The sequence below is a fragment of the Clostridium bowmanii genome, assembly GCF_018861315.1.
In the GTDB taxonomy this organism is placed as follows: Bacteria; Bacillota; Clostridia; order Clostridiales; family Clostridiaceae; genus Clostridium_AD; species Clostridium_AD bowmanii.
On the sequence record NZ_JAHLDL010000010.1, the window covers coordinates 48,478 to 73,999 of the forward strand.

Below are 25,522 nucleotides of genomic sequence, written 5' to 3' on the forward strand. Positions count from 1 at the left end.
TTAGCAAATATAAGGAGGGTATTATGAATAATATAGGAAATTCAGTTCTTAAAAAAGATCATTCAAAAAAAATATTAGGTGTGGCAAAGTATGTAGCAGATGTTTCTATAGATGGCATTCTTCACGGTAAGTTTTTGAGATCAACTGTAGCTCATGCTAAAATAAAAAGCATTACCTTGCCAAAATTACCAGATGGATACATGATAGTTGACAAGGACGATGTTCTTGGTGAAAATAAGGTTCATATAGTACTCGAGGACATGCCAGTATTTGCTATAGATACTGTGGAATACATTGGAGATCCAATTCTCATGGTGGTAGGACCGGATGAAAAAATCACAGAGGAAATTGTAGCGAAAATTGTAGTCGATTACGAGCAACTTCCTGCCATACTGGATATGACTAAATCAGAAATTGCGTTTTTTGATTACCATCATGGAAAAGGTGATGTGGATGGGTGCTTTGAAAATGCGGACAAAGTGTATGATGAAATTTTAAATACAGGTTATGGTGAACAATTGTATCTAGAAACTAATGGAATGATTGCAGACTACCATGATGGTAAGATCACCGTTAGAGGATCAATGCAATGCCCATATTATGTTCATGCAGCGGTGAAACTTGCAACAGGACTTGAAAAGGACAAGGTTCAGGTTCAAACAGATATTACAGGTGGAGCCTTCGGTGGAAAAGAAGATTATCCATCAATACTTGCATGTCAGGTAGCAGTAGCAAGCATGAAAGCTAAAAAACCAGTAAGAGTTATATTTGATAGAAGAGAAGATATTATGTCAACTAGCAAAAGGCATCCTTCAACTGCAAGATATAGGGCTTCTGTTAAAGATGGAAAGATTACAGCAATGGATATCGATATAATATATGACGCAGGTGGATATTCAACACTTTCAGCGGTAGTACTTCAGCGTGGAACAATATGTGCTACTGGAGTTTACAATATAGAAAATCTAAGAGTTCACGGAAAAGCTAACAAAACAAATACAGTTCCTAAAGGCGCTTTCAGAGGATTTGGAGCACCACAGGTATTCTTTGACATGGATCTTTTTATGAACCACGTAGCAAAAGGTGAAGGAAGAAATAGCTTAGAGTTTAAACAAGAACATATTGTAACGCAGGGAGATGACACTTCAACTAATGGAAAATTTCATTTCCACGTTCCACTGATTGAGATGATTAAAGAAGTGGATAATCTTTGTGATTACAAGAAGAAAAAAGAACTTTATGACAAGCCACAGACTGGAAGATTACGACGTGGAATAGGAATGCAACTGGCATTCCATGGTGCAGGCTTCACAGGCTCAGGAGAAAGAGACTTAATAAAAGCAGTACTAAAAGTTAAAAAGTATAAAGATGGCACTGTGGAAATTCTCACTTCAAATACTGATATGGGACAAGGGCTACAAACAACCTTCGCAAAAATAGCAGGTAAAGAGCTGGGAATTCCATTTGAGCAAATAATAGTACGTAACCCAGATACTGACAAAGTTCCAGACTCTGGCCCAACAGTTGCATCAAGATCACTTATGGTAGTTGGAGAGCTTGTTCGCCTCGCCACAGCACGGCTCAAAGATGAATGGAAGGATGGACAGGAGCAGATCATGGAGGAGCACTACAAACATCCAGAGTTTCTTATACCATTCTCACTTGCTGAATTTCGTGGAGATGCTTATCCAACCTATTCTTGGTCAGTTCAGGCTGTAGAGCTTGAGATTGATATGTTAACAGGTCAGCACAATGTTATAGGGGCATATGGATCTTTTGATGTAGGAACCCCTATTGACATGAATATAGTAGTAGGGCAAATGGAGGGTGGAATGCTTCAAGGCATTGGTTATTCATCAATGGAATTTATGGATCATGATAGCACAGGACGCATTAGAAATAATAGCCTTAGCGATTATATCATACCAACTGCTATGGATGTGCCAGTTATTAAGGCTTCGATGCATGTTAACAAATATCCCTATGGGCCTTATGGAGCTAAGTGTGCAGGAGAACTTCCAAATGTAGGAACCGCTGCAGCATATATAGAGGCTGTAGAACAAATTTTAGGTAAGAAGGTTCAGCACATTCCATTTACAGTAGAAGATACACTAAGAGCAATATCCTCAAAAGAGGACTAGATATAAGTAATTACATGTGGAAAACCATATTAAAATAGAGAGGAAGGTATACTCATGAAATATATTGAGTTCAAGCTTAATGGAGAAAATGTTCAATATGAGGGTAGTGCATCAAACAGGCTCTTAGATGTACTTAGAGAAACCTATAGACTTACTGGAGTAAAGTGTGGTTGCAAGGAGGGTGAATGTGGAGCTTGCTCTGTTATCATCGATGGAAGACTTGCTAATTCATGTATGATAGCAATGGGAAGTATTCATGGAAGTGATGTTATGTCCATAGAGGGATTTAGTACCACTGAAAGGTTTAAGGTTATTGATAAAGCATATGGAGATGTTTCAGCAGTACAATGTGGATTTTGTATACCAGGGATGGTACTTGCAACAGAGTGTATACTTGCAAAGATTCCACATCCAACACAGGAAGATATAAGACGTGGAATATCCGGAAATTTATGCCGTTGCACAGGATACAATTCTATAGTTAAAGCTATAGGAATCGCAGCAAAAGAAGGTGAAGGATTATGGTAAAATTAAATAATGGATACGTTCCAGAAACATTAGACGAGGCATTGGAAATAATGAGGGATGAAAATGTTAAGCCTTACAGTGGAGGAACTGACCTGATGCTTGAAGTGGAGGAAACTACAAGCTATCTGTTTTTGAATAAGATACCTGAGCTTAAGATAATAAAATCAGATTCTGATTATATAAGAATGGGGGCACAGTGTACTTTTACTGAAATAGAGGAATCAGATCTTGCACCTCGTATTTTAAAGGAGGCAATGTCACAGCTTGCAGGCCCAGCTGTAAGAAATTTCGGAACCATTGGTGGGAATATAGGAAATGGATCTGCAAAGGCTGATTCAGCTTTGGTATTATTCGTTACGGACTCACTAATTAGACTAAAAAGCGCTAGTTCTGACAGAACAATATATATTAAAGATTTTTATAAGCAAAGAAAACAGCTTGACCTGAGAGAAGGAGAACTCATAGTTGAAGTTTTAATTCCTAAAAAATATCTTGAAAATTACTATTATAAAAAGATAGGCGCTAGGAAGGCACTAGCAATTACTAGAGTGGGTTTTGCAGCACTTTTACATGAAGAAGATGGAGTGATTACTCATCTAGCAACTGCATTTGGAGCAATCGAACCTACTATAGTTAGGCATCCTGAAATTGATGAAATGTTTATAGGCAAGACTATTAGTGAAGCTAAGGGTTTAAAGGATAATTACCTAAAAGTATACGATAATGCAATAAACCCAAGTAGTGGAAGAGTTTCAAAAGAATATAGGAAAACTGTATGTATTAATCTATTAAAAGATTTTTTAAATGAAAATGGTATCTAATTAATGTGTAAAGATGTAAAATAAAAAGAACAATTAAATATTATCTTGTATATATTAGAAATATGCTCTAATAGTATCTACCAGGTTGCTGTAAATTACCTGACTACAAGAATAATTTGAAGCTATGCTGAATCTAGCTTTAATTATTCTATAGTCATTTAACTTAGCAACCTGTTTTTTTATGCAATTTTAAAAGTGAGCACAATTAATACATCGTATAATCATCCATAAAAAAGGGAGGATAAAAATGAAAGCACTTAAAGGCAACATAATTTTTACTGCTTCTTGTGAAAAGTTCGAAATCTATGAAGACAGTTATCTTGTAGAAGCTGATGGATCAGTTATAGGGATATTCAAAGAACTTCCAAGCCACTTAAAGGGGATTGAAGTAGATGATTTTGGTAATTCACTAATAATTCCTGGATTCGTAGATATGCACCTGCATGCTCCACAGTTTCAGAATATGGGTCTTGGCCTAGATGAGGAACTGCTGCAATGGCTTGATAAGTATACGTTTCCAGAAGAAGCTAAATATAGCAATGAGCAGTATGCTAGGAGACTTTACACAAATCTTGCAAAGGCGTTGTGGCGAAATGGAACCACTCGCGTTGTACTTTTCTCTTCGATTCACAGAAATGGAACTGAAATCCTAATGGATGTCATGAATAGAGCGGGTATTGGTGCCTACGTTGGAAAGGTTAATATGGATAGAAATTCACCGGATTATTATGTAGAGTCAACTGAGGAATCACTAGCATCTACTGAAGAGTGGATATTGGCTACAAAGGACAAGTACAATCTTGTAAAGCCTATAATAACACCAAGGTTCGTTCCATCATGTTCAGTAAAACTCATGAAGGGTCTTGCTAAGCTTTCTGAAAAGTACAATCTTAAAGTGCAAAGTCATCTTTCTGAGAATGAGGATGAGATCCAATGGGTGAAAACACTCCATCCAGAATTTGAATCATACGCAGATGTATATGAGGTCATGAACCTTCTGACTGAAAATACGATTATGGCTCATGCGGTACACAGTACCCCGGAAGAAATAGAGCTACTAGCTAAAAGAAACAGCTTTATAGCACACTGCCCAAATGCTAATTACAACTTGTCATCAGGTATAATGCCAGCAAGGAAATTCCTTGATGCTGGAATTAAGGTTGGACTTGGCACAGACATAGGTGCAGGTCATCAGATAGGTATATATATGGTAATGAACCGTGCCGTTCAATCGTCGAAGATAAATTGGCTCACTAGTGGAAAGGTTGAAAGGTGCCTTACAATGCCTGAGGCTTTCTATATGGGAACAAAAGGTGGCGGAGAATTCTTTGGCAAGGTGGGGTCTTTCGAGGCTGGATACTCACTAGATGCTCTCGTAATAGATGATGAAAACCTTGGCGATAGGGATTTTAGAAGCATTGAAGAGCGCCTCCAAAGGTTCATATACTGCGGAGACGACAGAAATATAACAAAACGATATGTTGCTGGAAAACTACTTTCTGAGCCAATGTGAATGTTTAAAATTGTATAGGAACTAAGGAGCACCAGTAGTATGTACTGATATTGATTGCTTTTCTATATCTATTTACTACCTTCCAATACTGAATATATTGTATAATGGTTATAATATATTTTTTATTTTAAAGGAGGTCCTTATGAAAAAGAAAAGACTTTTAAAATTTATACCATTTGTTATTATAATACTCTTAGTAGGGTACTCAGCATTTTGGGTATCTAATTATTCCAAACCAACTGAAGATGCTGTAGCTGTTTTTAATAGTAACAGTACCATAAATATTACAAGAGATAAATTTATCACCTTTACTCCAAAATATCAAGAAGCAACTACAGGGTTTATTTTCTATCCAGGTGGAAAAGTTGCACCTGAGGCCTATGCTCCACTTTGTAGTAAAATAGCAGCAAAAGGCTATATGGTAGTTATCGTACCAATGCCTTTAAACCTCGCCATTTTAAATGGGGACAAAGGAAAGGAAGTTATTGCTACCTATCCTGGGATTAAAAATTGGGCTATTGGTGGACATTCCCTTGGTGGAGTAATGGCTGCAAGCTTCGCTCATGATCATTTAGATTTAGTAAAGGGATTAATTATGTATGCAGCTTACCCTCAAAATAAAGATGACTTATCAAGTTCCAACCTCAAAGTTTTATCATTATGGGGCTCCGAAGATGGATGTGCAGATATAACAAAAGTAACTGGTGCAAAAGATATACTTCCAAAGGATACTGGATTTAAATCTATCGCTGGTGCTAACCATGCTCAGTTTGGTAACTACGGAAATCAAAAGGGTGATAATCCAGCTAAAATTTCTAGTATAGAACAACAAAATTTAGCAGTTCAATATACAATTAATTTATTGAGTGAGGTTTCTAAATAATTCCTTACTGAAAACCGCTACCCTTTATAGCTATTACAGCCATGAAAGATGCGGTTACCTTTATGTTTTTAACTTATTCGTTAACTTCCATTTAAATTCTTTTAATAATCTCGGCTTCCTCTGTTAATCTTTTTCATCACTCCATACAGCACTTTTCCTTTTACACACATAATTACCCCTAAGCTTATCGACATCATGTCCTTCAAGTGTCAAAAGCTTTTCCCTTAAAAAGCCAGCTCCACTTCTGCATATTCCAATGCCCTTTTGTGGCAACACCTCAATCATCTCATTACCATTATTATTTTTTAAAGATAAATACTTTAACCCATTAGGCGAAAAAGTAACACTTATTATATCTGTTTCTAAAAAATCAATAATTTTATTAACCTGCATTACTCGTCCTCTTTTCGCAGAAATTTTTGCCATCTATTTCATATATATATTAAGTTGGTCTTCTATATAAAATTATATTTAGTTCTATTTATTGCTTACAAATAAAGACATTATAATCCCTAATACAAAAATAGGAAAATAGGATAAAATTGATGCTTTCAAAAATATAGAAAGTCTATTTACAAATCGTTTTGAATATTTTAAATTAAAAATGCTGCAACAAATGAAAGGTAACATACTAAAAATTAAAGCACATGAAAGTCGTGATAACCATATATTTCGTGTGTAATAAGATATAAAAAACATAGAAATAGCACCAATAGTTATAGATATACACATAGCTATAATCAGAATAATACAAAATAATATATTACTTTTATAAGCTTTTAAAAGTTCTTTAATTCTAATCACCCACTTTTTTATATTTTACAAATATTATGTATAAAAGTCAACATAGATATATTTAATATTCAAAACAGTCAACTCTGATTTCATTTCCAGAAAGTCATTTAACCACATGACCCAATTACCTTTATTAACAGTTATTGTAACATATTGAAAGTAAATAGAATATCATATAATATATTCTTTTTTTTGGGGTGATGACTATGATTTATCGAAATCCTTACAACCAATGTCCTGCTGGCTCAGTACCCTATACCATAAGAGATAAAGATACTTTGGGAAACATAGCAAGCTTCTACAATACTACTGTACAAGATATAGTACAATTTAACCCTGGTATATCCCCGAATAATTTGCAGGTAGGTCAACATATATGTGTTCCTCTAAAACTTCAGATGTACCCTTCTTGTCCAACAACCAATTATTATGTTGTGGTAGAGGGTGATTCCCTTGTTTCAATAGCAAGCAGCTTTAATATTACAGCTCAGCAGCTATTGTATTCAAACTATGGAATTGACCCTAATGATTTGTATATAGATGAGATATTATGCATACCTGTTGCCCCCCCTATCGTTGCTGTTGAAATAAATATAGGTGAGCACAAGCTTGTAGTATATCGAAATGGAAATGTGCTTAAAACATATAGAATTGGTCTTGAAAATCCTAATGATCCGATTCCTCGTGGAACTTTCACAGTTGTAAATAAGCAGGTAGATCCTGGTGTGGAACGAGGAGCAAGATGGATTGGACTTTCTACCCCTGGCCTTGGTATCCAGGGTACTAATAATCCTCAGTTTATTGAAAACATTTCGCAGGGACATAGTATAATACTGTCCAACCGTGATGTAAGTGAGCTATTTAATCTTATGCCTGTAGTGACAACAGTAATGATACTATAATTGAAATTTATCCATTTAATATTCTTATTTCGAGGTGAACTTTATGATTTATGTAGATTTAAACCGCCAATGTCCAATGGGGACATCTTCTTATGCGGTTCAAAATGGCGACACCTTGTATAAAATTGCAATTAAATTTAATACAACGGTTGATGCTATTGTTTCATCAAACCCAGACATCGATACCGAAAGTTTAAGAGTAGGGCAGGTGGTTTGCATACCACAAACACAACCACAGGCTTCTACATGCCCTATTGGAACTTCTCCCTATGAAATAAAAAGAGGAGATAACTTAGCTACCATTGCCAATAGATTTAATACTTCTATTGAATCAATTCTCTCCATAAATCCAAGTATACTTCCAGAGAATTTAAGCATAGGTCAGGTAATTTGTATAGCACAGGAAAAGACAGAACAGGCTGTTTGCCCCATGCTTAACACCTATGTCATCCGTAAAGGAGAAACCTTTGGCTCAATTACAATATCACTTAATGTATCCCTTCAGAGCCTATTAAATTTAAATCCTGGCGTAGATCCTAATAACTTGAATATAGGCCAGGTCATATGTGTGCCTATTTCGTCAATTCTTTTTAGCATTACTATAAATACTACGGCTAAAACACTCACCTTGTACAGAAATGGAATATTTTTCAAGGCATATCCCGTTGCTGTAGGAAAACCTAGAACACCTACACCTATGGGGACATTTACAATAATAAACAAACAGATTAACCCTGGAGGACCTTTTGGTTCAAGATGGATGGGTTTGTCAAAACCCCATTACGGGATTCATGGTACAAATAATCCACCTTCCATAGGTACAGCTGCCTCAAACGGTTGTATACGAATGTATGCTAATGATGTAGAGGACCTCTTTAACTATGCCAGTGTAGGTACTGTAGTTAGGATATTCTAGCAGTTTAAATTTCCAAGTAAAAAAGAGCATAATTGGCTCTTTTTTTAGTTCTTATATGCTTGTACCCCTTAATCCTTATAACAATAGTATGTGAATAATTTTTACTACGATACTTCATTATCCATACCCAAATTGATAAGCGGCCTCAGTCCTATGTAATATCGGACTGAGGCCGCTTAGCAACGATGGCAGACTTGAAGCTTCCAAAATGTTGTTAAATCTTAAATTGTTGAACTATTTCATTTAATTTTTGAGCAAGTTCCGCTTGGCTTTGTGCTGTTATTGCTACTTGCTCTATAGCCTGCGACGTTTCATTCATGCTTTCTTTAATTATAAGTGCTTCTTCACTTGAGCTTTGCGAAGACACAGCCATACTTTGAACTGCTTCACTTACTTGTCCAACTGTTGCTGTAATTTCTTCAGACATAGCTGCTATTTCTTCAGACATTTTACTTACAAAATCTGAATCATTATAATACTGATTTCCAGTTTCTGCATATGCACTAAATTGTTCTTGAACATGTGTATTTATAAATTCTAGTATGTCGCTACCTGTGTCAATACTACTTTTGAATGCCCCTTGAACTCTAACAATAGTATCTTGAATATTTATTACTGCTTGTGCTGACTGCTCTGCAAGTTTTCTTACCTCATCTGCTACCACTGCGAATCCTCTTCCTTGTTCCCCAGCTCATGCCGCCTCTATTGCAGCATTTAATGCAAGTAGATTGGTTTGTGTTGCTATACTTCCGATAGTGTCCGCCATAACTTTTATACTATCTACTACTTTTCCATCCTCAATAGCCTTTTCCATCTTCTTTTGTTTTTCAGTATATAACTTTTGAGTTTCGTCAATGGCCTTTTGACTATTACTTTGAACTTCAGTAGCTTTTTCTTTAAATTGATATGAATTATTACTTCCTTCCATGGCCCTTGAAGATAATACATTTATACTCGAATCTACTTCTTCAATAGATGCACTTATTTCCTCTGAAGCGCCACTTGATTCTTGCATACCCGTAGCTATTGAATCTACTGCTTCATCTATAATTACAACTTTTGAAGATAATTCTTCAACTGTAGCTGAGAGTTCTTCAGACGACGCACCTATCTCCTGTGCATTTTCCATAATTACCTTTAATAAACTATTCACATTATGTTGTGCAGCATTTAAAGCTACAGCTGTTTGTCCAAATTCGTCTTCCCTTGTAATATTAAGTGGAGTTGAGAAATCGTAGGAAGATAGCCTATTAGCTAATTCTTTTATCTTATTTAGTGGATCCGATATATTTTTACTTAATATGTATGCCATAAAAATTATAATAAAAAATGCTATAGTTGTATAAGTTATTATTGTGTATCTAACCTTATTAAACTGAGCTATGTTATCTAAATTAGCCTCTGCAGCTAATTTCTGATTTATTTCAATACATTTTTCTAAATTTGCAAACATAGAAATTTTAATTTGATTTATTTCAGAATTAAAAATTTTAACTGCTTCCTCATAGCTGTTAGCTTTTGCAAGTTCTATTATCTTATCTCTTCCCTCTCTATATTTTACTAATTCATTCTTAAATTCATTATATGCTTTATCCTCTTCTATTGAATTTGAAGGTATACTTTCGTATTCCTTTTGAAACTTTACATCTTCATCGGTTAATTCATCTATACTTTTTATTTGCTCATCTAATTTTGATCTATCTCTTTCAAAAACAATTTTAAGCATATTAACTCTCATTTCATTAATATTTCCTTTAATTTCTTCCAAGTCCTTAATAGATATTAAACTATTACTATATATAGACCTAGAGCCCTCATTTATTTTTGATGAACTTAATATACCTTGTAATCCTATCAAAATCATAAAAATACAAATCACTGAAAATGCTAATATAAGTTTCTTCTTTACACCTAAATTAATAAAAAATTTCATTCTAACTCTCCCCTTCTTTTTTTAAAATATATTCTTCGAATTATAAATAGCAAAAATTAATAATTGTTAATAAAATTTCAGTGTATTTATTACGTTTTGTGTTATAGTTATATTATATAACTCAATTTGTGGTTTTGTAAACATATTCTTCCTAAAATAACAAAATTATTTTTATAATAATAAAAAGTATTAAAATCTATTGAATTTTACGGTATTTTATGTCAATCTATAATTGAAGGGTAGGTGATTAAAATAAGTAGTTTTTGTAATAGACTAAAAAATCTTCGTGTAGAAAATAATTTACTTCAGAAGGATTTAGCTGAAATGCTTGCTTTAGCTCAAACAACTATAGCTAATTATGAGCAGGGTAAACGCTTTCCGGATGAAGAAATGCTGCTAAAAATAGCAGACTTTTTTAATGTTTCACTAGATTACCTACTTGGAAGATCAGAAATAAATAGTGCTAATGAAGATTTTACACAAAGGGATTCATTAAAATTATCTAAGTCTTTCATAGACCCTACGGTACTAGCATTAAAGACTTCATATTTTGATGCTTTAATTAACGGTAATTTGCAAATAGCTAGTGAACTGATTTTAAACGCAGTTGAAAGTGGCATAATTGATATAAAAAGAGTATATAGTGATATATTCGAAAGGTCTCTTATAGAAATTGGAGAGCAGTGGGATATGAATATTATAGATGTTTACCAAGAACATTATTTTTCAAATTCTACGCTGTTGATAATGTCACAACTTTTTCCTCATTTCCATACGTGTGAAAAAAATGGTCATACCCTTGTATCCTTAAGTACTTCTGGAGATTCTCATATTATTGGAATACGTATGGTTACAGATTTTTTTGAAATTGATGGCTGGAAAACATATTTACTTGGATCTGACGTTCCAACACAGAGTGTGATAAAAGCAATTAAAGAACGTAAAGCTGATATTCTAGCAATTTCTTGTACAATACCTTACTATCTGAGTTCAGTGAAATCTTTAATTGCAGCTATAAGGAGTTTGAAAGAATTGGACAATGTTAAAATAATAGTAGGTGGGAGACTATTCAATAGGTATAAAATTTTATGGAAATCCGTTGGAGCCGATGGATGTTCATCTACTGCAGATGCGGCTGTAAAGGTAGCTAATGAGTTTATGATGAATAGAACTTTGCAATAACCTTAAATCATTGAAACTATATCTGTTGTATCTTTAATTAATTTTAATTCTCTAAAACATTTTACAATCTATCTTACACTAAATACAAAAAATAGAGCCAGCGGATAACAGTTATTCCTTCTCTGTGATATCCTCTCCGTAAAACCATACCTTCAAGTCAAAATGATGATCATACCTTCTTTTATGATGCATCTCTCCATTTCTAATTTCAAAATAGGGGTGTGTATAAGGAATACTCCTGTCCAAAACATTCTTCACGAAAGGACTGAATCCACAAAAAAAACAAAAGAAAGAGCCCTAATGGCTCTTTCTTTTCTATGAAAAATTTTCCTATCTAATTCTTTTTTTTGAAATGATATCCACTATAAACACTATTGCAGCAATTACTAGTAAAATATGTATCAAACCGCCGCCAATACTAAATATTAATCCTAAAACCCAAAAGAATACTACAACTGCACCTATGAAACTTAAAATACCCATCTAGAACACAACCTTTCTTATATTAATTTACTATTATAATAGTAAATCTCTTAACTAAAAAACACCAACAAATTTAAGTATTATTATTATTACAACAATTCCACCAATTAATGCTAACATACAATTCACACTCCTTGTTATTTTATAATCAATCGTCTATTTTTAATATTGCATTTTGAAATTTCGTTCAAAGTTATTTATATTCTTATTTTTCATTTAATGTATCATTAAGCTTTTCTTCAATCTTATCTTCAGTTTTATCAATTTTTTCCTTTGAATTCCCTTTCTGATATTGAAGTTTCCCTTTAAGCTCCATCTCTTGGCTATCTGTGACTTTGCCTACAGTCTCCTTGGTCTTCCCTACAACCTTATCTTTTGCATTTTCAACTTTATTATTTAAATTAGGCATCTTGCACCTCCATTTTATCTAATATCGATATCAAATATATTTTCACATTCAAATTAATGAAATTTTTCTATAATCTAGAATGTATATTTATATTATACCACATAACTCTTAATCTTACAACATTTTTCGACATTTTCAGTGTAAATCACCTTAACCTTCTAAGTTTCAAAGACTATTATTTAATTTTTAACCATCGTTTCTACCTATAATCTAATGAAGTATTTTCACTAACTTTAAAATTAATCTCAGTGGTTATCTTTTTCTTTTTTGTATCTAACCCGAGAAATCTAAAGCCCTCTTGCTAATTACTCAGGATTTTCGACACCATCACTATCATTATCCATCTCATTAATATTTAGCTGCATCTTCTGCATTACCCTCCTTGCAACTTGTAATTCATCTTTATCTATATTTTTAAATAATGCTTGCGTAAACGTGGTTCCTTCTTCACTAAGCTTTTTCCAAAATTCATAGCTACTTTCTGTAAGCTTTAGTCTAGTTACACGGGCATCTCTTTTATCCTTTTGCAAAATCAATAATCCCTTTTGCTCTAGCTTTAAAGCAACCTGCTTGACGTTTTGATGAGAACTTCCCATTTCCTTTGCAACTTCTTTCATTGTAGGTGGCTTATCAAATAAATTTTTTATAATAACAGATAAAAACCACTGCTTTGTTGTAATCCCGAATCGTTTAAATTCTCTTTCAAGCATAGTATCCACTCTGTTAGCAACTATGAAAATCACTCCAAATAAATATTGCCTATCACTCATATTATCAACCTTACTCATAATTAACTTCCTCTCTGTACTTCTAATATATTATCTTAATATGTAATATGCTATCTATCAAGATAATATATTACCTTTCTAGATATTTGTCAATGTTTTATTATTATCAATTTATAAATTTTAAGCAAAGCCCCTCGATGTTATATCGAGGGGCTTTGCTATTCCTACCCATTTCTAATACGACCTGCTTTTCTCAAACTTGTGATACTGCTAAAATAGCTGAATAACCTTAGATCCACAACATTTTTTATATTTTTTACCACTTCCACACATACAAAGATCATTTCTTCCTATCTTAGGCGTAGAAGCATTATTATGTTCTGAATTTAATTCGTTTAAAGTATATCCTTTTAATCTCCAAAGTCTAATGTTATTTAGAAAACTATTTATTTCTACTAATAATTTTTCAAGGTCATTTTCACCCGCTTCTCCCAATGCATACAGGATATTTTCTATTACTTCTTCTTTTTCATTTTCTTGAATATCTGCATATAAATTAATTATAATCATTTCCATCTGTGAATCTTCCATTTTCCAATTATTCTTTAAATACCTTTTGAATCTCCTACTTATTTTATTTCCAACTAAATATTCTTCATTGGAAGATTCAAGTAGTTCATCCTTTTTTATAATACAAAAATCACTATCACTTGAAATATTCTCTCTTGCATTTATAATATGAATAACATCCTCTAATGGCGCCATTATACTACTAGCTATATTCCCTTGCATTATATAACCATCATAATAATCTTCACCACTTACAATTATTCCGTAAATATCAGTTTCATCTAAAGAATAGTCAACATAATTATTAAGCATCTTTGTAAAATCACTCATAAATAATACACCATAATTATAGGTCATTCCCCAGAATAGCTTTACTAGTTCTGTATTTTTAGCTAATATTTTTCTATACTCATCATTATCCAAGGATTTTATAGCACTTATTGTTTCATTTGGCATAATTAAATATATACCATCGTCTCCCCTAGATGCAAATACAAATCCGTATTCTAAAAAATATTCTGGATTTAATGTGAAATCATGATCTTCAAAGGATATGTATCCATTTTTATCAGCTACATTTTTTAAAAATTCAAATCTTTCACTATCGATTAAACATAGTGCTTCAGTTATTTTATCTTGATACACATCTAAAAGTATTTCTACTAATTGCCCTTTATTAAACTTAGATACCTTCGTAATCTTTAGAATAGATGTTATTTTTAATAATTCAGTTTTGGTATTACATTCTAATAATTCTCTTAAATTATGTGTAAACTTACCTCTTTTTACTTTATTAAACATTTCATTTGCTTTATTTTCAATTTCTAGATCTATATCATTCATTGCGCTATCCAATTGAGATGCAAAATCTCCTTCATAATCATCTATACCCAATTTATCATCCTGTACAAATGGGACTATATCCTTCTGCCCTTTTGTTTTAGATTTCTTGTATTTGAAATTATTTCCTGGTAAATACTGTTTTTCCGTATCTCTGTCTCCCTCGTATCCACAAACTCCATCTCTAGGTGAATTTGTATATACAAATTCACCTACCATATCAGCATCTTCATCTATACAATCTTCGCAAAAAAACTTTTCTTCTTCATAATCAAAATACTTTGCCTCTTGATTACAATTTGCACAAAAATTTTGTATTTCTTCATTTCTAGCTAATATTTCTATTTGACTATGTTTTTCCCCTGTTAAATACTCATCAATAACTTCAAGTTTTAATGTAGTAGTAGAACCGAAATCATAGTCATATCTAAATTTATCACCTACAGAAATTACCTGTGCCAATTTAAAATCCATTGTTTCGTCTTCATAAAAAAATTCAGAATCTTCATCCACTGAAGAATCATAATTTACATCATCTATAATGAAACTACTTAAGTGTCCACAACATTCTAACCAAATATTTCTTAAAAAGCTATCCAAATTCTGTAAAGTTAAATCTATATCTATAGCTATATATAAACAATACTCTTTTGATCCATACTGTGGAACTATAGACAAAATATATTGACTCTTAGTTTTTTTAGAACTCGCCATAGCTTCTTCTAGCTTTTCTTTTCTAACTTTACAACCTTTAACATGCCTTTTAACTGTTCTTTCTGATAATTCCTTATTGCAATAATAACATTTACCCTTCAAATTTTATCTTCTCCATTTCTTTTTCTTAAATTTAGTAGCTATTAATGATTAATCCATTTATATTTGTATAAAACCCTCTTCTAAAATCTAACTCGTATCTACCTATCTTTATTCTTAAATAGCTTGTATTCTAGGTGTGCATACCGCACTCGCAATTATAAACGCTCAACTACATTTAATTATAAAAGCACATCTACTAAATAGCAAGGGCAATAATTCAAATGTACCTTATGTAACTCGTTGAGTTGAGAAATGTTTTTTTAATCTTCTAATAAAAAAAGAGAACTACAACACAAGTTGCAGTTCTCCTTAATTCACTTTTAAAGTTTTTCATCTAAATATATGGGATGTAAAAATAAACACCCCAGGAGTATTCGCGAAAGAGGAACGTTAAATTTCTTCTACTCTAAATTCTCATATTCGCAACCTATAATCTGGTTTCTACCTTTATTCTTTGCTTTATATAAAGCCTCATCTGCATGTTTTATAAATTGAGCAATTTCAGAGTTATTATCTGGTAAAACAGATGAAACACCTAGAGTGACAGTTACAGTATCTCTTATAGTAGAAAATTTATGGATTAATGACAATCTTTCCACAATAAGCCTAAAATCTTCACCATACTTCATAGCCTCTTCTAAGTTTGTATCCGGAAGTACGATAACAAATTCATCTCCACCATACCTTGCTGCAAAATAGTTCTTCACTAACGATTGACTGAGTATCTTGCTTATTTTTATTAAACAATTATCCCCTTCTATATGACCATAGTTATCATTATATTGCTTAAAACAATCTATATCAAAAATTATAATTGATATATGACTTTTTCTATCTTTAGCTTTGTTCCACTCCTCTGTGATAATACCATCAAACTTCCTTCTATTTGGAATGTTTGTAAGTCCATCATTTTCAGATAAATAAATTAATTTATTATTAGTATCTTTGAGTTGTAATTCAACTTCTCTTCTTTGCTGAACTTCTAAAAGAAGATTTTTCGATTTTATTGCATTGTTTATTGCTATTGCTGCGTAAGATGAAAGTGCTTTTATAATCTCTATTGTAAGACTTGTAAATGAATTTTTCTCGAAGGCTTGCACTGTGATAACACCAATTAAATTATTATCAATGGTGAGTGGACAATATATTGCGGAATTCAATTCGCTATTTTCTTTATTTCTTATTATATAATTTAGATCATCAACGTAATTTGAATATTCATTAAACATGTCATTTATTGTTATAATTTTATTTTCCCTTAAACATTTTACTGCCATGCTTGCAGGATTATCATAATTAACTTCATGAAGCTTTGTGTTCACATTATTTTCTATAAGATATTGATACTCAATTGTATTCTTCTTTTCATTATAAAGACCAATGCCAAAAGTATTAGCTTTCATAAAGCTTTGTATCGTATTGTGAATCATTTGATAAATTTGATTAAGATCTAAAGTAGTAGTGATTTTTTCTCCCAGCTCACTTATAATAGATATATTTTTTATAGTTTCTGTAAGCTCCTCTGTTTTTCTTCTAAATGATTCGCTTTTTTCTAATATCCTTTTATTTTCATCTTCTAGGTTATCAAGTTGTACCTTTGATTTTAAATTTGTAGCTCTATTTTCTAATTCTAAATATTCTAATTCCTTTTGATACTTAAAATATAATTTATAATATATATTTGCATTATTAACATCATTTGCTTTTTCATATAACGTTATAGCTCTTTTACAAATCTCCATGGTTTTCGCATACATTTTATTTTCTATAGAAATTCTGTATATCTCATCTAGCTTACCAATTGCTACATCCCTTTTCCCTGTGTTTTCAAGGAAATTGCTATAATCTAAAAGAAGATCAATCTCTGCGTAAACATAGGATATTTCTGAAGAAACAGCCATGGCTTTAGAAAAATATTTTTCGCATTCGTCATAATTTCCTTTTTTCTCATGTATTAAAGCAAATAGCCCGTAAGCTTCTACTATGCCACTTTTATAATCATATTTATTTAAATATATAAGTGCCTCATTTAAATTTTCCATGGCCTTATCATAGTGACCTAGGTGGAATTCAACATAAGCAAGGTTCGAAAGTGCAACCCCAAAGGTGGCCTTGTAATTCAACTTATTATCAAGATTAACAGACAAATTATAATATATATTCGCATATTCGTAACATCTAAGAATTCTATATATTTCTCCCATTCGATTATAAATCTTGGCAGCATAAAATTCAAAACTTTCATTATAATAGTTTTTTCTTTTACTAATTATTTTTGTGAGCTTTTCAGCATAATTATAATATTCTGTACTCTTTTCATATTCTCCAATATCAAAATAGATATCACCTATAGCTATATATACAAGTATCTGCAGATCACATATGCCTTGTCTTTGAGATAGAGTCATTGAATCAAATAAATATAGCATTCCCTTTTCATATTTACTCATGTTCAAATAAGCTACTCCAACTCTATACAAAGAATATGCCATCCCAATTTCATAATTTTCAGCCACGCATAGTGAATATACCTGTAAACTAAGTTCAATTGTCTTCTCTGAATATACATATCTTGTTTTTTCAAGTTTGTCTAACATTTCATTAATTGTGATGTTATTACATTCACTTTCCGTAATGGCTCACCTCCAAGTTACTAAAAAATATTATATGTAAAATTCAATCCAGTAATTGCACTTTCGTAAACCATTTAAGAGGTTGAAATGTCCCCATATATTCTACATAAATCATTTAATTTATAATGTTCTACGTATACACCATAAATTCCTTTTTTACGCCAAAATAATTTTTAGATGAATAGAAAATTCTTTATGAATTTCTACAAATAAATTTTACGATATTTCGCATCACAAACTACTCACCCTCAGGTGTGTTTTTCAGTATAAACAAAAATCAGGTATTATAATCATTTGTTGATTACAATACCTGACTTTTAAGATTATTTTATAAACTTTGCCTTTTTAACTTTACAACCCAACTTATTCACCTTAAATTCGCATAAGATGATCATCTTCGCCTATCTTCCACCTGCCCCAAATTAAGGTACCTGAAGATCTTCCTCTAAAGAAACCGGTATACCAAACAATGGTAAGTTATTCTTATCCCAAGTAAATTTTTGTGTTCTAATATCTCTATATTGCCAACCTATTCCATCAGTCATACCATGATACACTATCCAATCTTCTTTACCACTAGGGGATTTAACAAAAGAAGCATGACCTACTCCAAAACTAGTATTTTCAACAGTTCCCTTAAATACAGGTTGAGATTTTTTAATCCAACTCTTGGAATTAAGTATATCCTTAGAATTATTAACTAATAACCCTAAACAGTAATTCTCAGTCCAGCTTCCACTGGCCGAATAGACAATCATAATATTCTTTTCTTTTACTAATACCTGTGGTCCTTCATTTATAGGCATACCCATCTTCTCCCAGTCATATTCTGGAGTAGACATAAGTACTCTTTCTCCACTAATAGTAAAGGGATTACTCATGGCGGCAATGTATAAATTCTGCTTTCCGTTTTTATCTCCTTCCCATCCTGACCAAACAAAATATAAGGAATCTTTATCTACTTTAAGAACAGTTCCATCAATAGCCCATTTATCTGTTTTATCGGAAACCTTCCCCTTAAGCTTATAGCTTTCACCTAAAGGATTTTCTGCATCTGTTCCTGCCTCAAGCGCATACATTCTATGGTTTTCATTTTTACCATCATCAGCTGCAAAATATATATACCATCTACCACTGACATAATGTAGTTCTGGTGCCCAAACCTCTTTAGAATAATCTGTACTTGTATCCGAAATCCAAACAATATTTTCTTCTCCTTGACCTATACCTTGAAGTTCTTTTGCTTTTTTTATACCTATGTTACTGCCATCGCTATAAGTATAATAATAATAACCTCCCGCTTTTACTACCCATGGATCGGCACTACTTTTAGCTACTATAGGATTATTAAAAGTTTCTACCTTTTCTACTATTTTCCCTTTGCAGCCCATAAAACTCATTGTCAAAATACTTATTATTACCATAAAGACTTTATTGTATAATTTAATTAACAAAACCCCCTCATTTTAAACCTTCTAGCCCTTAACACCAGAAGATAATGCAAGTCCTTCCAAGAAGTATTTCTGAGCAAATAAATATAATATAAAAGTAGGAATTATAGAAATTATCGCCGAGGCCATAAGATGAGCTGGGAACCCTCCATAAGTTCCTTGTAAAAGCCTCAATCCCGGTGTTAACGGCATGTTTTCAACATTATTAAAAACTATAGATGGCCATAAAAAATCATTCCATGATCCTGTAAAAGTAAATAGTGCCACTACTGTTAATACAGGTCTAATTAATGGCAATATTATCTTAAAAAATATTGTAAAATCTCCTGCACCTTCTACTTTAGCCGATTCATCATACTCCTTTGGTATTCCAAGCATAAATTGTCTAATTAAGTATATGTTCATTACCCCTCCAACACCAGGAACTATAACTGCTAATGGATTATCTATCCATCCAAGCATATCAACAATTTTATAAGAAGGTATAAGATTAACCACACTTGGGAACATCATTGTTGAAAGAATTATTATAAAAAGAGTGTCCCGTCCCTTAAATTGCAATCTAGAATATGCATAAGCAGACATAGATGCTGTTATTAGCACCAAAATCGTATGTGTCGTAGAAATAAATAGTGAATTCAAAAACCACCTAGCTATATTTGAATTTGTTGTGTCTGTTATAGCTTCAATATAATTAGTCAATACATACTGTACAGGTAGTATTCTATACCCTACTGTTTGAATTTCCGCCTCTGATCTAAATGAAGAAAGAATCGTCCATGTTAATGGTACTAACCATATGATAGCTAATACTAATAAAAATATAAAAGCCATAATTTTAACCCAATTTTTCTTAAGAAAATCCATTTATAATCACCTCCAACTCCTTAATTTTCTACATGTTTAATTTCCCTGACTAGCACTAATTGATTTATTTCGTGCAAGTGCTGTTAACCCTGATATTATAAAAGTCAATGTGCCTATAAAATCCATAAAACATAATGATATTATCCCACATATAACAAACCAAATAGGTGTTTTCACTTCAACCTTATTTATATTCAACCTTCTTGCCAGATAAAAATTTATAACTCCTACTAAAAAATACAGCATTCCAAAAGTTACAGTGAATATATATATATTATTAGTTAGTAGCTTTAAAGATATAAACTTATCAGTTGCTATTTTTAAACCAGGACCTTGCGATCTAATCCACGTAGCATAAATCAACATAGTTACAATCCCAGAAACTATCTGCCAAACGGACCCTACCAAAGCTATTGATTTTTCAAATTTTCTAGTCATAGGCACCCACCTTCTATATTTACAATAAATCTTATAAAACTATTTTTCTACCAACCATTCTCCCTCATTTATCTGTTTAATAATATTAAGGTCTATTTTAGGTTTTCTGTCATAGGTTAATAGACCATTTATTTCTTGCTCAACATCTGTAATTTGAGTATATACAAATCCTTGTATTAGTGGGGATTCTAACAAAGCGGAAATAACGTCATAATATCTTTTTGCAAAATCTTCATCTGAATTGGCTGAGGAATATCCCCATCCACTCCAATCGCCTTTTTTATATGAGATTCCACCCATCTCTGAAACTATAACTGGTTGTCCTTCATAATCCCACCCTTGTGCAAACATTCCTCTGCCTGCCGGTTTCGTATTTACAATACTTTCAATTGTTGAGTATCTTTCTTTTAAAACTTCTTTTTTCCATTCGTAATCATGTATTGTTAGTAGGTCAGTCTTTGTATGATCCCATCCATCATTTGATATTACAGGACGTGAGCCATCTAGGGATTTTGTCATATAATACATTGCTGCTGAATGTGCCTGTTCATCTTTATTATTCATTATAGACTCTGTACCCCAAGATTCATTTAAAGGAGTCCATGCTACTATGCAAGGATGATTATAATCTCTCTCTATCATATCCATCCATTCATCACTAATTCTTCTTACATATTTACGGGAATAATTATATGCATTTGCAATCTCTCCCCAAACTAAAATTCCCATTTTGTCTGCCCAATATAAATACCTTGGGTCCTCAATTTTCTGATGTTTTCGAACTCCATTAAAACCCATTTTTTTACACATCTCTATATCCTTTATGAATGACTCATCACTAGGTGCTGTTAAAAGAGATTCTTCCCAATAACCCTGATCTAGAAGCATTTTTTGATAGTATGGCCTATTATTAAGCATAAATATTCCATCTACAATTGATACTTTTCTTAAACCAAAATAAGATTTAACCTCATCAATTTTATTATTATCCTCATAAATTGAGAACACTATGTCAAAAAGTACTGGATTTTCAGGTGACCATACTAAAGTTTCTGGATTCCAGTGATCTGTCCCCTCTTGGTCTATCCAAAAATCTCGTTTCCCTCTCCCATTCATTATCTTAATATTATCTTCGACGATCTTATTACCTCTAAGGTAAATTTCAACTTTTAAATCAGTATTTATTAATTTACCTGTAACCTCATATTCAATTAAAACTTTCTTCTTATCTAAATTTGGAGTCATCCAAACTCTTTTCAAATAAGTCTGAGCTACACCCTCAAGCCATACCGTCTGCCAAATACCGGTAGTTCTCGTATAAAAAATACCTTCAGATTTATGTTTCCAATACTGCTTTCCTCTTGGTAGTTCTAAATCTGTAGTATAATCTTCAACTCTAAGCACTATATTATTATTCTTGTCTATTAACAGGTCTGTGATATCCACTGAAAAAGGCACATGCCCCCCCTCATGAGTCACCATATGTTCTCCATTAATCCATAAATCTGCTTTATAATCTACTGCTCCAAAATTTAATAACACCCTTTTGCTTATAAATTTTTCATACAAATCAAATTTTGTTGAATACCAAACAATATCATGAAATTCTTGATTATTTATTCCCGACATTTTACACTGAAAAGAATATGGTACTTCTATTTCCTTTGTAAAATTAGAATTATTATACCACTTATTTTTTATCCCAAGGTCTTCATCATCAAACTCAAACTTCCATTTTCCATTTAAATTCACCCAACAATCTCTTTCAAACTGTGGTCTTGGGTATTCTTGTCTTAATTTTTCAGTCATGAACCTACCCCTCCTAGCTAGCTTTAAAATACATACAATAGAACTAACACATCTCTTATTATTAACTTTAATCTGCGTTTCTCATAAATCTAAATTGTATTAACGACACAGCAATTATGCACAATCCAAGCATTACCGCCATAGCTGAAGCAATTCCCGCAATGGGCTGCCCTGTACCAAAGGCAATTTGTCTTATATACATTAGTAAAACTGTTGTCTTGCCTGAAGGCCCTCCATTTGAAAACATCAAGGGCTGACCATATATATTAAACTGAGCAATTGTTGTTAATACAAGTGTAAATGCTAATTGATTTTTGATTCCCGGAAGTGTTATGTACCAGATTTTTTTCATTGAACTAGCTCCATCAATAGAAGCTGCTTCATATTGATCCTTTGAAACACTAGCTAATCCAGAAAGGTAAATTACCATATTTCCACCAATTCCCCACCAGATAGTAATTATAAGGATTGCAATCCACGTGTATGGAAGTACTCCCGCCCAAACAATATCTAATTTAAAAATATTGTTAATTGCACCTAGATTTTTGTTAAATAAAAAGGTCCAAGTTAAAATTACTGATGATATTGAAAGCAATGTTGGTAAATAGAATAATGCCTGGAACAATTTATGCCCTTTAGGTTTCTCATTTAAAGCTACTGCTAGTAATAAAGGAATTATTATCATAAAAGGAACGCTAATTAAAACAAAAAATAATGTATTTTTAAACCCATTATGAAACTGGGTATAAAATGTAGAACTACTATTTATCAGTATTTCCTTATAGTTATCCAAGCCTACAAATTTAGGGCTATCCATTATGTTCCAGGTAGTAAATGAAATTAGCACTCCGAAAACTGTTGGAATAGCCATGAAAATTAAATAAATCAATAAATGCGGTGCTAAAAATAAATATGGTGTTACATTCTTTTTTTTCATTAATTTATTCACCTCTAATTTATATAAATTTATAATTTAGTTTTTAATTATATTCTTATTTATAATTTGCTGATTATTATTATAATAATAATAATCAGCAAATAAATTTTATTCATCTTATTTTTTAGAAGCTTTTATTCTATCTTGAGTTTCTTTTACAGCTTGATCCAGACCTTTTTTAACATCCATTTTATCAAATACCGTTTCTGTAACTATTTTATCAAGCGCTTCTGTTGCATAACCATAATATTTATAATTAAATATTTTTTGAGTTCCTTTTTCCTTCAGCAAAAATGCTTGTGGCATCTTCTGAAACTCCTCACTTTTAAGTATTTTTAATGATGCTGGAACTTGTCCAGATCTTGCCCATTCTATTGAATTATCACCAATCCATGCAATAAATTTCATTATTTCTGTTGCTCTTGCATCATTCATTTTAGAATTTTTAAACATTGTGAACTGGTGTGATGAACTCCAGTTCACTTTCTTATTAGCATCATAAGTAATAAAATGTGTCATTCCCCAGTTTAAAGTTTTAATTGCACTTACTGAGTTTGCCATCCAAATACCTTCAGGCCAAATTACAAGTTTACCTGACTTAAATAATTGTCCCGGATCATCCCCATCTTGGCTTGCAATTCCATCTTTAACCATTGTTTTAAAATCATTTAATACCTTTTCACCTTTTTCATTACTAAATGTTGGTGCAGTTCCATCAGCACTTAATTCTCCGCCAAGTTGCTCATATAGTGCAAGAAATTCTGGCCGCATCCAACCAATAGACATCCCTGTTATTTTATCTTTTTTACTAGCTAATCCAACTTCTCTAACTTCATCCATTGTAATAACACCATCATCCAGGACATGTGGTCCATACTTTGCCATTAAATCCTTATTATAATATGATACGTAAGAATGAACATCTAAAGGAACACTGTACCGATTGCCACCGATTCCTCCAACTTTCCATCCCTCAGAAACATAATTTTCTTCTTTAATATTACCATTCGCAGTAATATATTTATCGAGTGGCATTAACATTTTATCCTCAACAAAGAGAGGAATTCTTTCCGCATGAACTATTGTAAGATCTGGTACTGCTTTTCCAGAAAGAACAACACTAGGTAGCTTTGCATACAAATCATTTTGTTCCATTGGTACATTTTTAATTTTAATCTTAGGATTTGTAGCATTGTATTGAGCAACTAATTTAGTCATGTTTTGCCCATCAGCACCGGTAAAAACATTCCAAAATACTATAGGACTTGTATTACCATTTGCTGAGCTTGAACTTTTACCACATCCTACAAAAACCGAACTAATTATAATTGTAGAAAGAATTGAACAGATTAGGACTCTTATTTTACGATTCATTTTAAAATCATCCCCCATATTCATTTTTATATTAAAGCATATATTCTGCGCTAAAACATATGTTTTAAGACTAATTAATAAATTACTGTTTTTTATCTGCTTGGTTTGTTTCATTTTTTTTAGTTTAATACATAAAATATGTTTTAATTTAAAATTAGTATATCATCTAATCGTTTTCAAGTCAATATTAATGGATAAAATATAATTATATGTATATTTTCTCTGTCTCTGCCGGGATATTCAGTCATAATATTGTAATATGCTAAATTTATTCATATTATTATTTTATATTTTTATTCATTTAGCATTAAAACATTTTTTCTGTTTCAATGAACCATTATATATATATTGAATAGTTTCTATATATATATTTAATAGACACTATCATTGTATACCAGCATTTATAAACCATATTTGATGGAATTAATTTATATATTTGTTTACTAAATATAATTAAAGCCTAAATATATTTCTATATAAATTTTAAATTTCATTGGATTTCACAGAATATTACTGATATTATTCAACTTATAATATTTATTCATTATTAAAA

Annotated in this window: 20 protein-coding genes, 2 pseudogenes and 1 riboswitch; of the genes and pseudogenes, 8 read left to right on the forward strand and 14 right to left on the reverse strand. The window is 32.0% G+C overall.

All coding sequences use genetic code 11. From position 1 onward, the window contains the following. Nucleotides 1–23: 23 nt before the first annotated feature. From KPL51_RS08520 to KPL51_RS08540, 5 genes are all read left to right on the forward strand, one after another. Entirely contained in the window at nt 24–2,141 is a 2,118-nt protein-coding gene (locus KPL51_RS08520; RefSeq protein WP_216159514.1) for a xanthine dehydrogenase family protein molybdopterin-binding subunit, read from the forward strand. A gap of 54 nt (nt 2,142–2,195) precedes the next feature. Next, on the forward strand, nt 2,196–2,669 hold the full coding sequence (locus KPL51_RS08525) for a (2Fe-2S)-binding protein (RefSeq protein WP_216159517.1): 474 nt from the start codon (nt 2,196–2,198) through the stop codon (nt 2,667–2,669). Continuing rightward, the gene (locus KPL51_RS08530; protein WP_216159520.1) at nt 2,663–3,490 is read left to right on the forward strand and encodes an FAD binding domain-containing protein; all 828 of its coding nucleotides are present in this window, start codon (nt 2,663–2,665) and stop codon (nt 3,488–3,490) included. Before KPL51_RS08525 ends, KPL51_RS08530 begins: the two co-directional genes overlap by 7 nt. Before the next feature lie 25 nt (nt 3,491–3,515). Further along, a riboswitch (purine riboswitch) is annotated at nt 3,516–3,616 on the forward strand. Nucleotides 3,617–3,737: 121 nt separating this feature from the next. Further along, entirely contained in the window at nt 3,738–5,003 is a 1,266-nt protein-coding gene (gene guaD, locus KPL51_RS08535; RefSeq protein ID WP_216159523.1) for a guanine deaminase, read from the forward strand. Between the two features lie 142 nt (nt 5,004–5,145). Continuing rightward, nucleotides 5,146–5,886, forward strand: coding sequence for an alpha/beta hydrolase (locus KPL51_RS08540; protein ID WP_216159526.1), 741 nt, complete (start codon nt 5,146–5,148; stop codon nt 5,884–5,886). A gap of 123 nt (nt 5,887–6,009) precedes the next feature. On the opposite strand, the gene KPL51_RS08545 is transcribed toward KPL51_RS08540, so the two are convergent. After that, nucleotides 6,010–6,279, reverse strand: coding sequence for a hypothetical protein (locus KPL51_RS08545; RefSeq protein ID WP_216159529.1), 270 nt, complete (start codon nt 6,277–6,279; stop codon nt 6,010–6,012). 608 nt (nt 6,280–6,887) lie between these two features. Between KPL51_RS08545 and KPL51_RS08550 the strand changes: the two genes are divergently transcribed. Beyond that, nucleotides 6,888–7,583, forward strand: a complete 696-nt coding sequence (locus KPL51_RS08550; protein ID WP_216159532.1) for a LysM peptidoglycan-binding domain-containing protein — start codon at nt 6,888–6,890, stop codon at nt 7,581–7,583. Between the two features lie 544 nt (nt 7,584–8,127). Continuing rightward, nucleotides 8,128–8,499, forward strand: coding sequence for a L,D-transpeptidase (locus KPL51_RS24670; protein ID WP_244998045.1), 372 nt, complete (start codon nt 8,128–8,130; stop codon nt 8,497–8,499). A 214-nt stretch (nt 8,500–8,713) separates the two neighbouring features. Here KPL51_RS24670 and KPL51_RS08560 read toward each other — a convergent pair. After that, nucleotides 8,714–10,432: pseudogene (locus KPL51_RS08560) on the reverse strand (methyl-accepting chemotaxis protein). Between the two features lie 243 nt (nt 10,433–10,675). On the opposite strand from KPL51_RS08560, the gene KPL51_RS24270 reads away from it, so the two are divergent. After that, nucleotides 10,676–11,614, forward strand: coding sequence for a cobalamin-dependent protein (locus KPL51_RS24270; RefSeq protein ID WP_216159539.1), 939 nt, complete (start codon nt 10,676–10,678; stop codon nt 11,612–11,614). 114 nt (nt 11,615–11,728) lie between these two features. On the opposite strand, the pseudogene KPL51_RS23435 reads toward KPL51_RS24270, so the two are convergent. The 12 genes and pseudogenes from KPL51_RS23435 to KPL51_RS08620 form a co-directional block, all read right to left on the reverse strand. After that, nucleotides 11,729–11,899 (reverse strand): annotated as a pseudogene (locus tag KPL51_RS23435) (flavodoxin family protein); the annotation flags it as partial. Between the two features lie 45 nt (nt 11,900–11,944). After that, nucleotides 11,945–12,097: a lmo0937 family membrane protein gene (locus KPL51_RS08570; protein WP_216159542.1), complete on the reverse strand. Its 153-nt coding sequence runs from the start codon at nt 12,095–12,097 to the stop codon at nt 11,945–11,947. 205 nt (nt 12,098–12,302) lie between these two features. Then, nucleotides 12,303–12,506 (reverse strand): CsbD family protein, encoded by a 204-nt coding sequence (locus KPL51_RS08575; protein WP_216159545.1) that lies wholly within the window; start codon nt 12,504–12,506, stop codon nt 12,303–12,305. A 305-nt stretch (nt 12,507–12,811) separates the two neighbouring features. Then, nucleotides 12,812–13,294, reverse strand: a complete 483-nt coding sequence (locus tag KPL51_RS08580; RefSeq protein WP_216159548.1) for a MarR family winged helix-turn-helix transcriptional regulator — start codon at nt 13,292–13,294, stop codon at nt 12,812–12,814. A gap of 210 nt (nt 13,295–13,504) precedes the next feature. Then, nucleotides 13,505–15,460 carry an SEC-C metal-binding domain-containing protein gene (locus KPL51_RS08585; protein ID WP_216159551.1) on the reverse strand — a complete coding sequence of 652 codons (1,956 nt, stop codon included), beginning with the start codon at nt 15,458–15,460 and terminating at the stop codon, nt 13,505–13,507. Between the two features lie 401 nt (nt 15,461–15,861). After that, the gene (locus KPL51_RS08590; protein ID WP_216159554.1) at nt 15,862–17,940 is read right to left on the reverse strand and encodes a diguanylate cyclase domain-containing protein; all 2,079 of its coding nucleotides are present in this window, start codon (nt 17,938–17,940) and stop codon (nt 15,862–15,864) included. A 575-nt stretch (nt 17,941–18,515) separates the two neighbouring features. Then, complete coding sequence (locus tag KPL51_RS08595) at nt 18,516–19,547, reverse strand: glycoside hydrolase family 43 protein (RefSeq protein ID WP_216159557.1); 1,032 nt, start codon at nt 19,545–19,547, stop codon at nt 18,516–18,518. Between the two features lie 21 nt (nt 19,548–19,568). Then, nucleotides 19,569–20,411 carry a carbohydrate ABC transporter permease gene (locus KPL51_RS08600; protein ID WP_216159560.1) on the reverse strand — a complete coding sequence of 281 codons (843 nt, stop codon included), beginning with the start codon at nt 20,409–20,411 and terminating at the stop codon, nt 19,569–19,571. 36 nt (nt 20,412–20,447) lie between these two features. After that, nucleotides 20,448–20,849, reverse strand: a complete 402-nt coding sequence (locus KPL51_RS08605) for a hypothetical protein (RefSeq protein WP_216159563.1) — start codon at nt 20,847–20,849, stop codon at nt 20,448–20,450. Nucleotides 20,850–20,888: 39 nt separating this feature from the next. Continuing rightward, nucleotides 20,889–22,658 carry a glycoside hydrolase family 2 protein gene (locus KPL51_RS08610; RefSeq protein WP_216159566.1) on the reverse strand — a complete coding sequence of 590 codons (1,770 nt, stop codon included), beginning with the start codon at nt 22,656–22,658 and terminating at the stop codon, nt 20,889–20,891. Nucleotides 22,659–22,725: 67 nt separating this feature from the next. Next, nucleotides 22,726–23,595, reverse strand: coding sequence for a carbohydrate ABC transporter permease (locus tag KPL51_RS08615; protein WP_216159569.1), 870 nt, complete (start codon nt 23,593–23,595; stop codon nt 22,726–22,728). Between the two features lie 117 nt (nt 23,596–23,712). Further along, entirely contained in the window at nt 23,713–24,969 is a 1,257-nt protein-coding gene (locus tag KPL51_RS08620; RefSeq protein ID WP_216159572.1) for an extracellular solute-binding protein, read from the reverse strand. Nucleotides 24,970–25,522: the final 553 nt, after the last annotated feature.

Coding starts and splice junctions, on each gene's coding strand:
- KPL51_RS08605 (WP_216159563.1), bottom strand. CDS start 20,849: ATGACTAGAAAATTTGAAAAATCAATAGCTTTGGTAGGGTCCGTTTGG.
- KPL51_RS08610 (WP_216159566.1), bottom strand. CDS start 22,658: ATGACTGAAAAATTAAGACAAGAATACCCAAGACCACAGTTTGAAAGA.
- KPL51_RS08580 (WP_216159548.1), bottom strand. CDS start 13,294: ATGAGTAAGGTTGATAATATGAGTGATAGGCAATATTTATTTGGAGTG.
- KPL51_RS08525 (WP_216159517.1), top strand. CDS start 2,196: ATGAAATATATTGAGTTCAAGCTTAATGGAGAAAATGTTCAATATGAG.
- KPL51_RS08520 (WP_216159514.1), top strand. CDS start 24: ATGAATAATATAGGAAATTCAGTTCTTAAAAAAGATCATTCAAAAAAA.
- guaD (WP_216159523.1), top strand. CDS start 3,738: ATGAAAGCACTTAAAGGCAACATAATTTTTACTGCTTCTTGTGAAAAG.
- KPL51_RS08550 (WP_216159532.1), top strand. CDS start 6,888: ATGATTTATCGAAATCCTTACAACCAATGTCCTGCTGGCTCAGTACCC.
- KPL51_RS08545 (WP_216159529.1), bottom strand. CDS start 6,279: ATGCAGGTTAATAAAATTATTGATTTTTTAGAAACAGATATAATAAGT.
- KPL51_RS08600 (WP_216159560.1), bottom strand. CDS start 20,411: ATGGATTTTCTTAAGAAAAATTGGGTTAAAATTATGGCTTTTATATTT.
- KPL51_RS08530 (WP_216159520.1), top strand. CDS start 2,663: ATGGTAAAATTAAATAATGGATACGTTCCAGAAACATTAGACGAGGCA.
- KPL51_RS08575 (WP_216159545.1), bottom strand. CDS start 12,506: ATGCCTAATTTAAATAATAAAGTTGAAAATGCAAAAGATAAGGTTGTA.
- KPL51_RS08570 (WP_216159542.1), bottom strand. CDS start 12,097: ATGGGTATTTTAAGTTTCATAGGTGCAGTTGTAGTATTCTTTTGGGTT.
- KPL51_RS08620 (WP_216159572.1), bottom strand. CDS start 24,969: ATGAATCGTAAAATAAGAGTCCTAATCTGTTCAATTCTTTCTACAATT.
- KPL51_RS08540 (WP_216159526.1), top strand. CDS start 5,146: ATGAAAAAGAAAAGACTTTTAAAATTTATACCATTTGTTATTATAATA.
- KPL51_RS08615 (WP_216159569.1), bottom strand. CDS start 23,595: ATGAAAAAAAAGAATGTAACACCATATTTATTTTTAGCACCGCATTTA.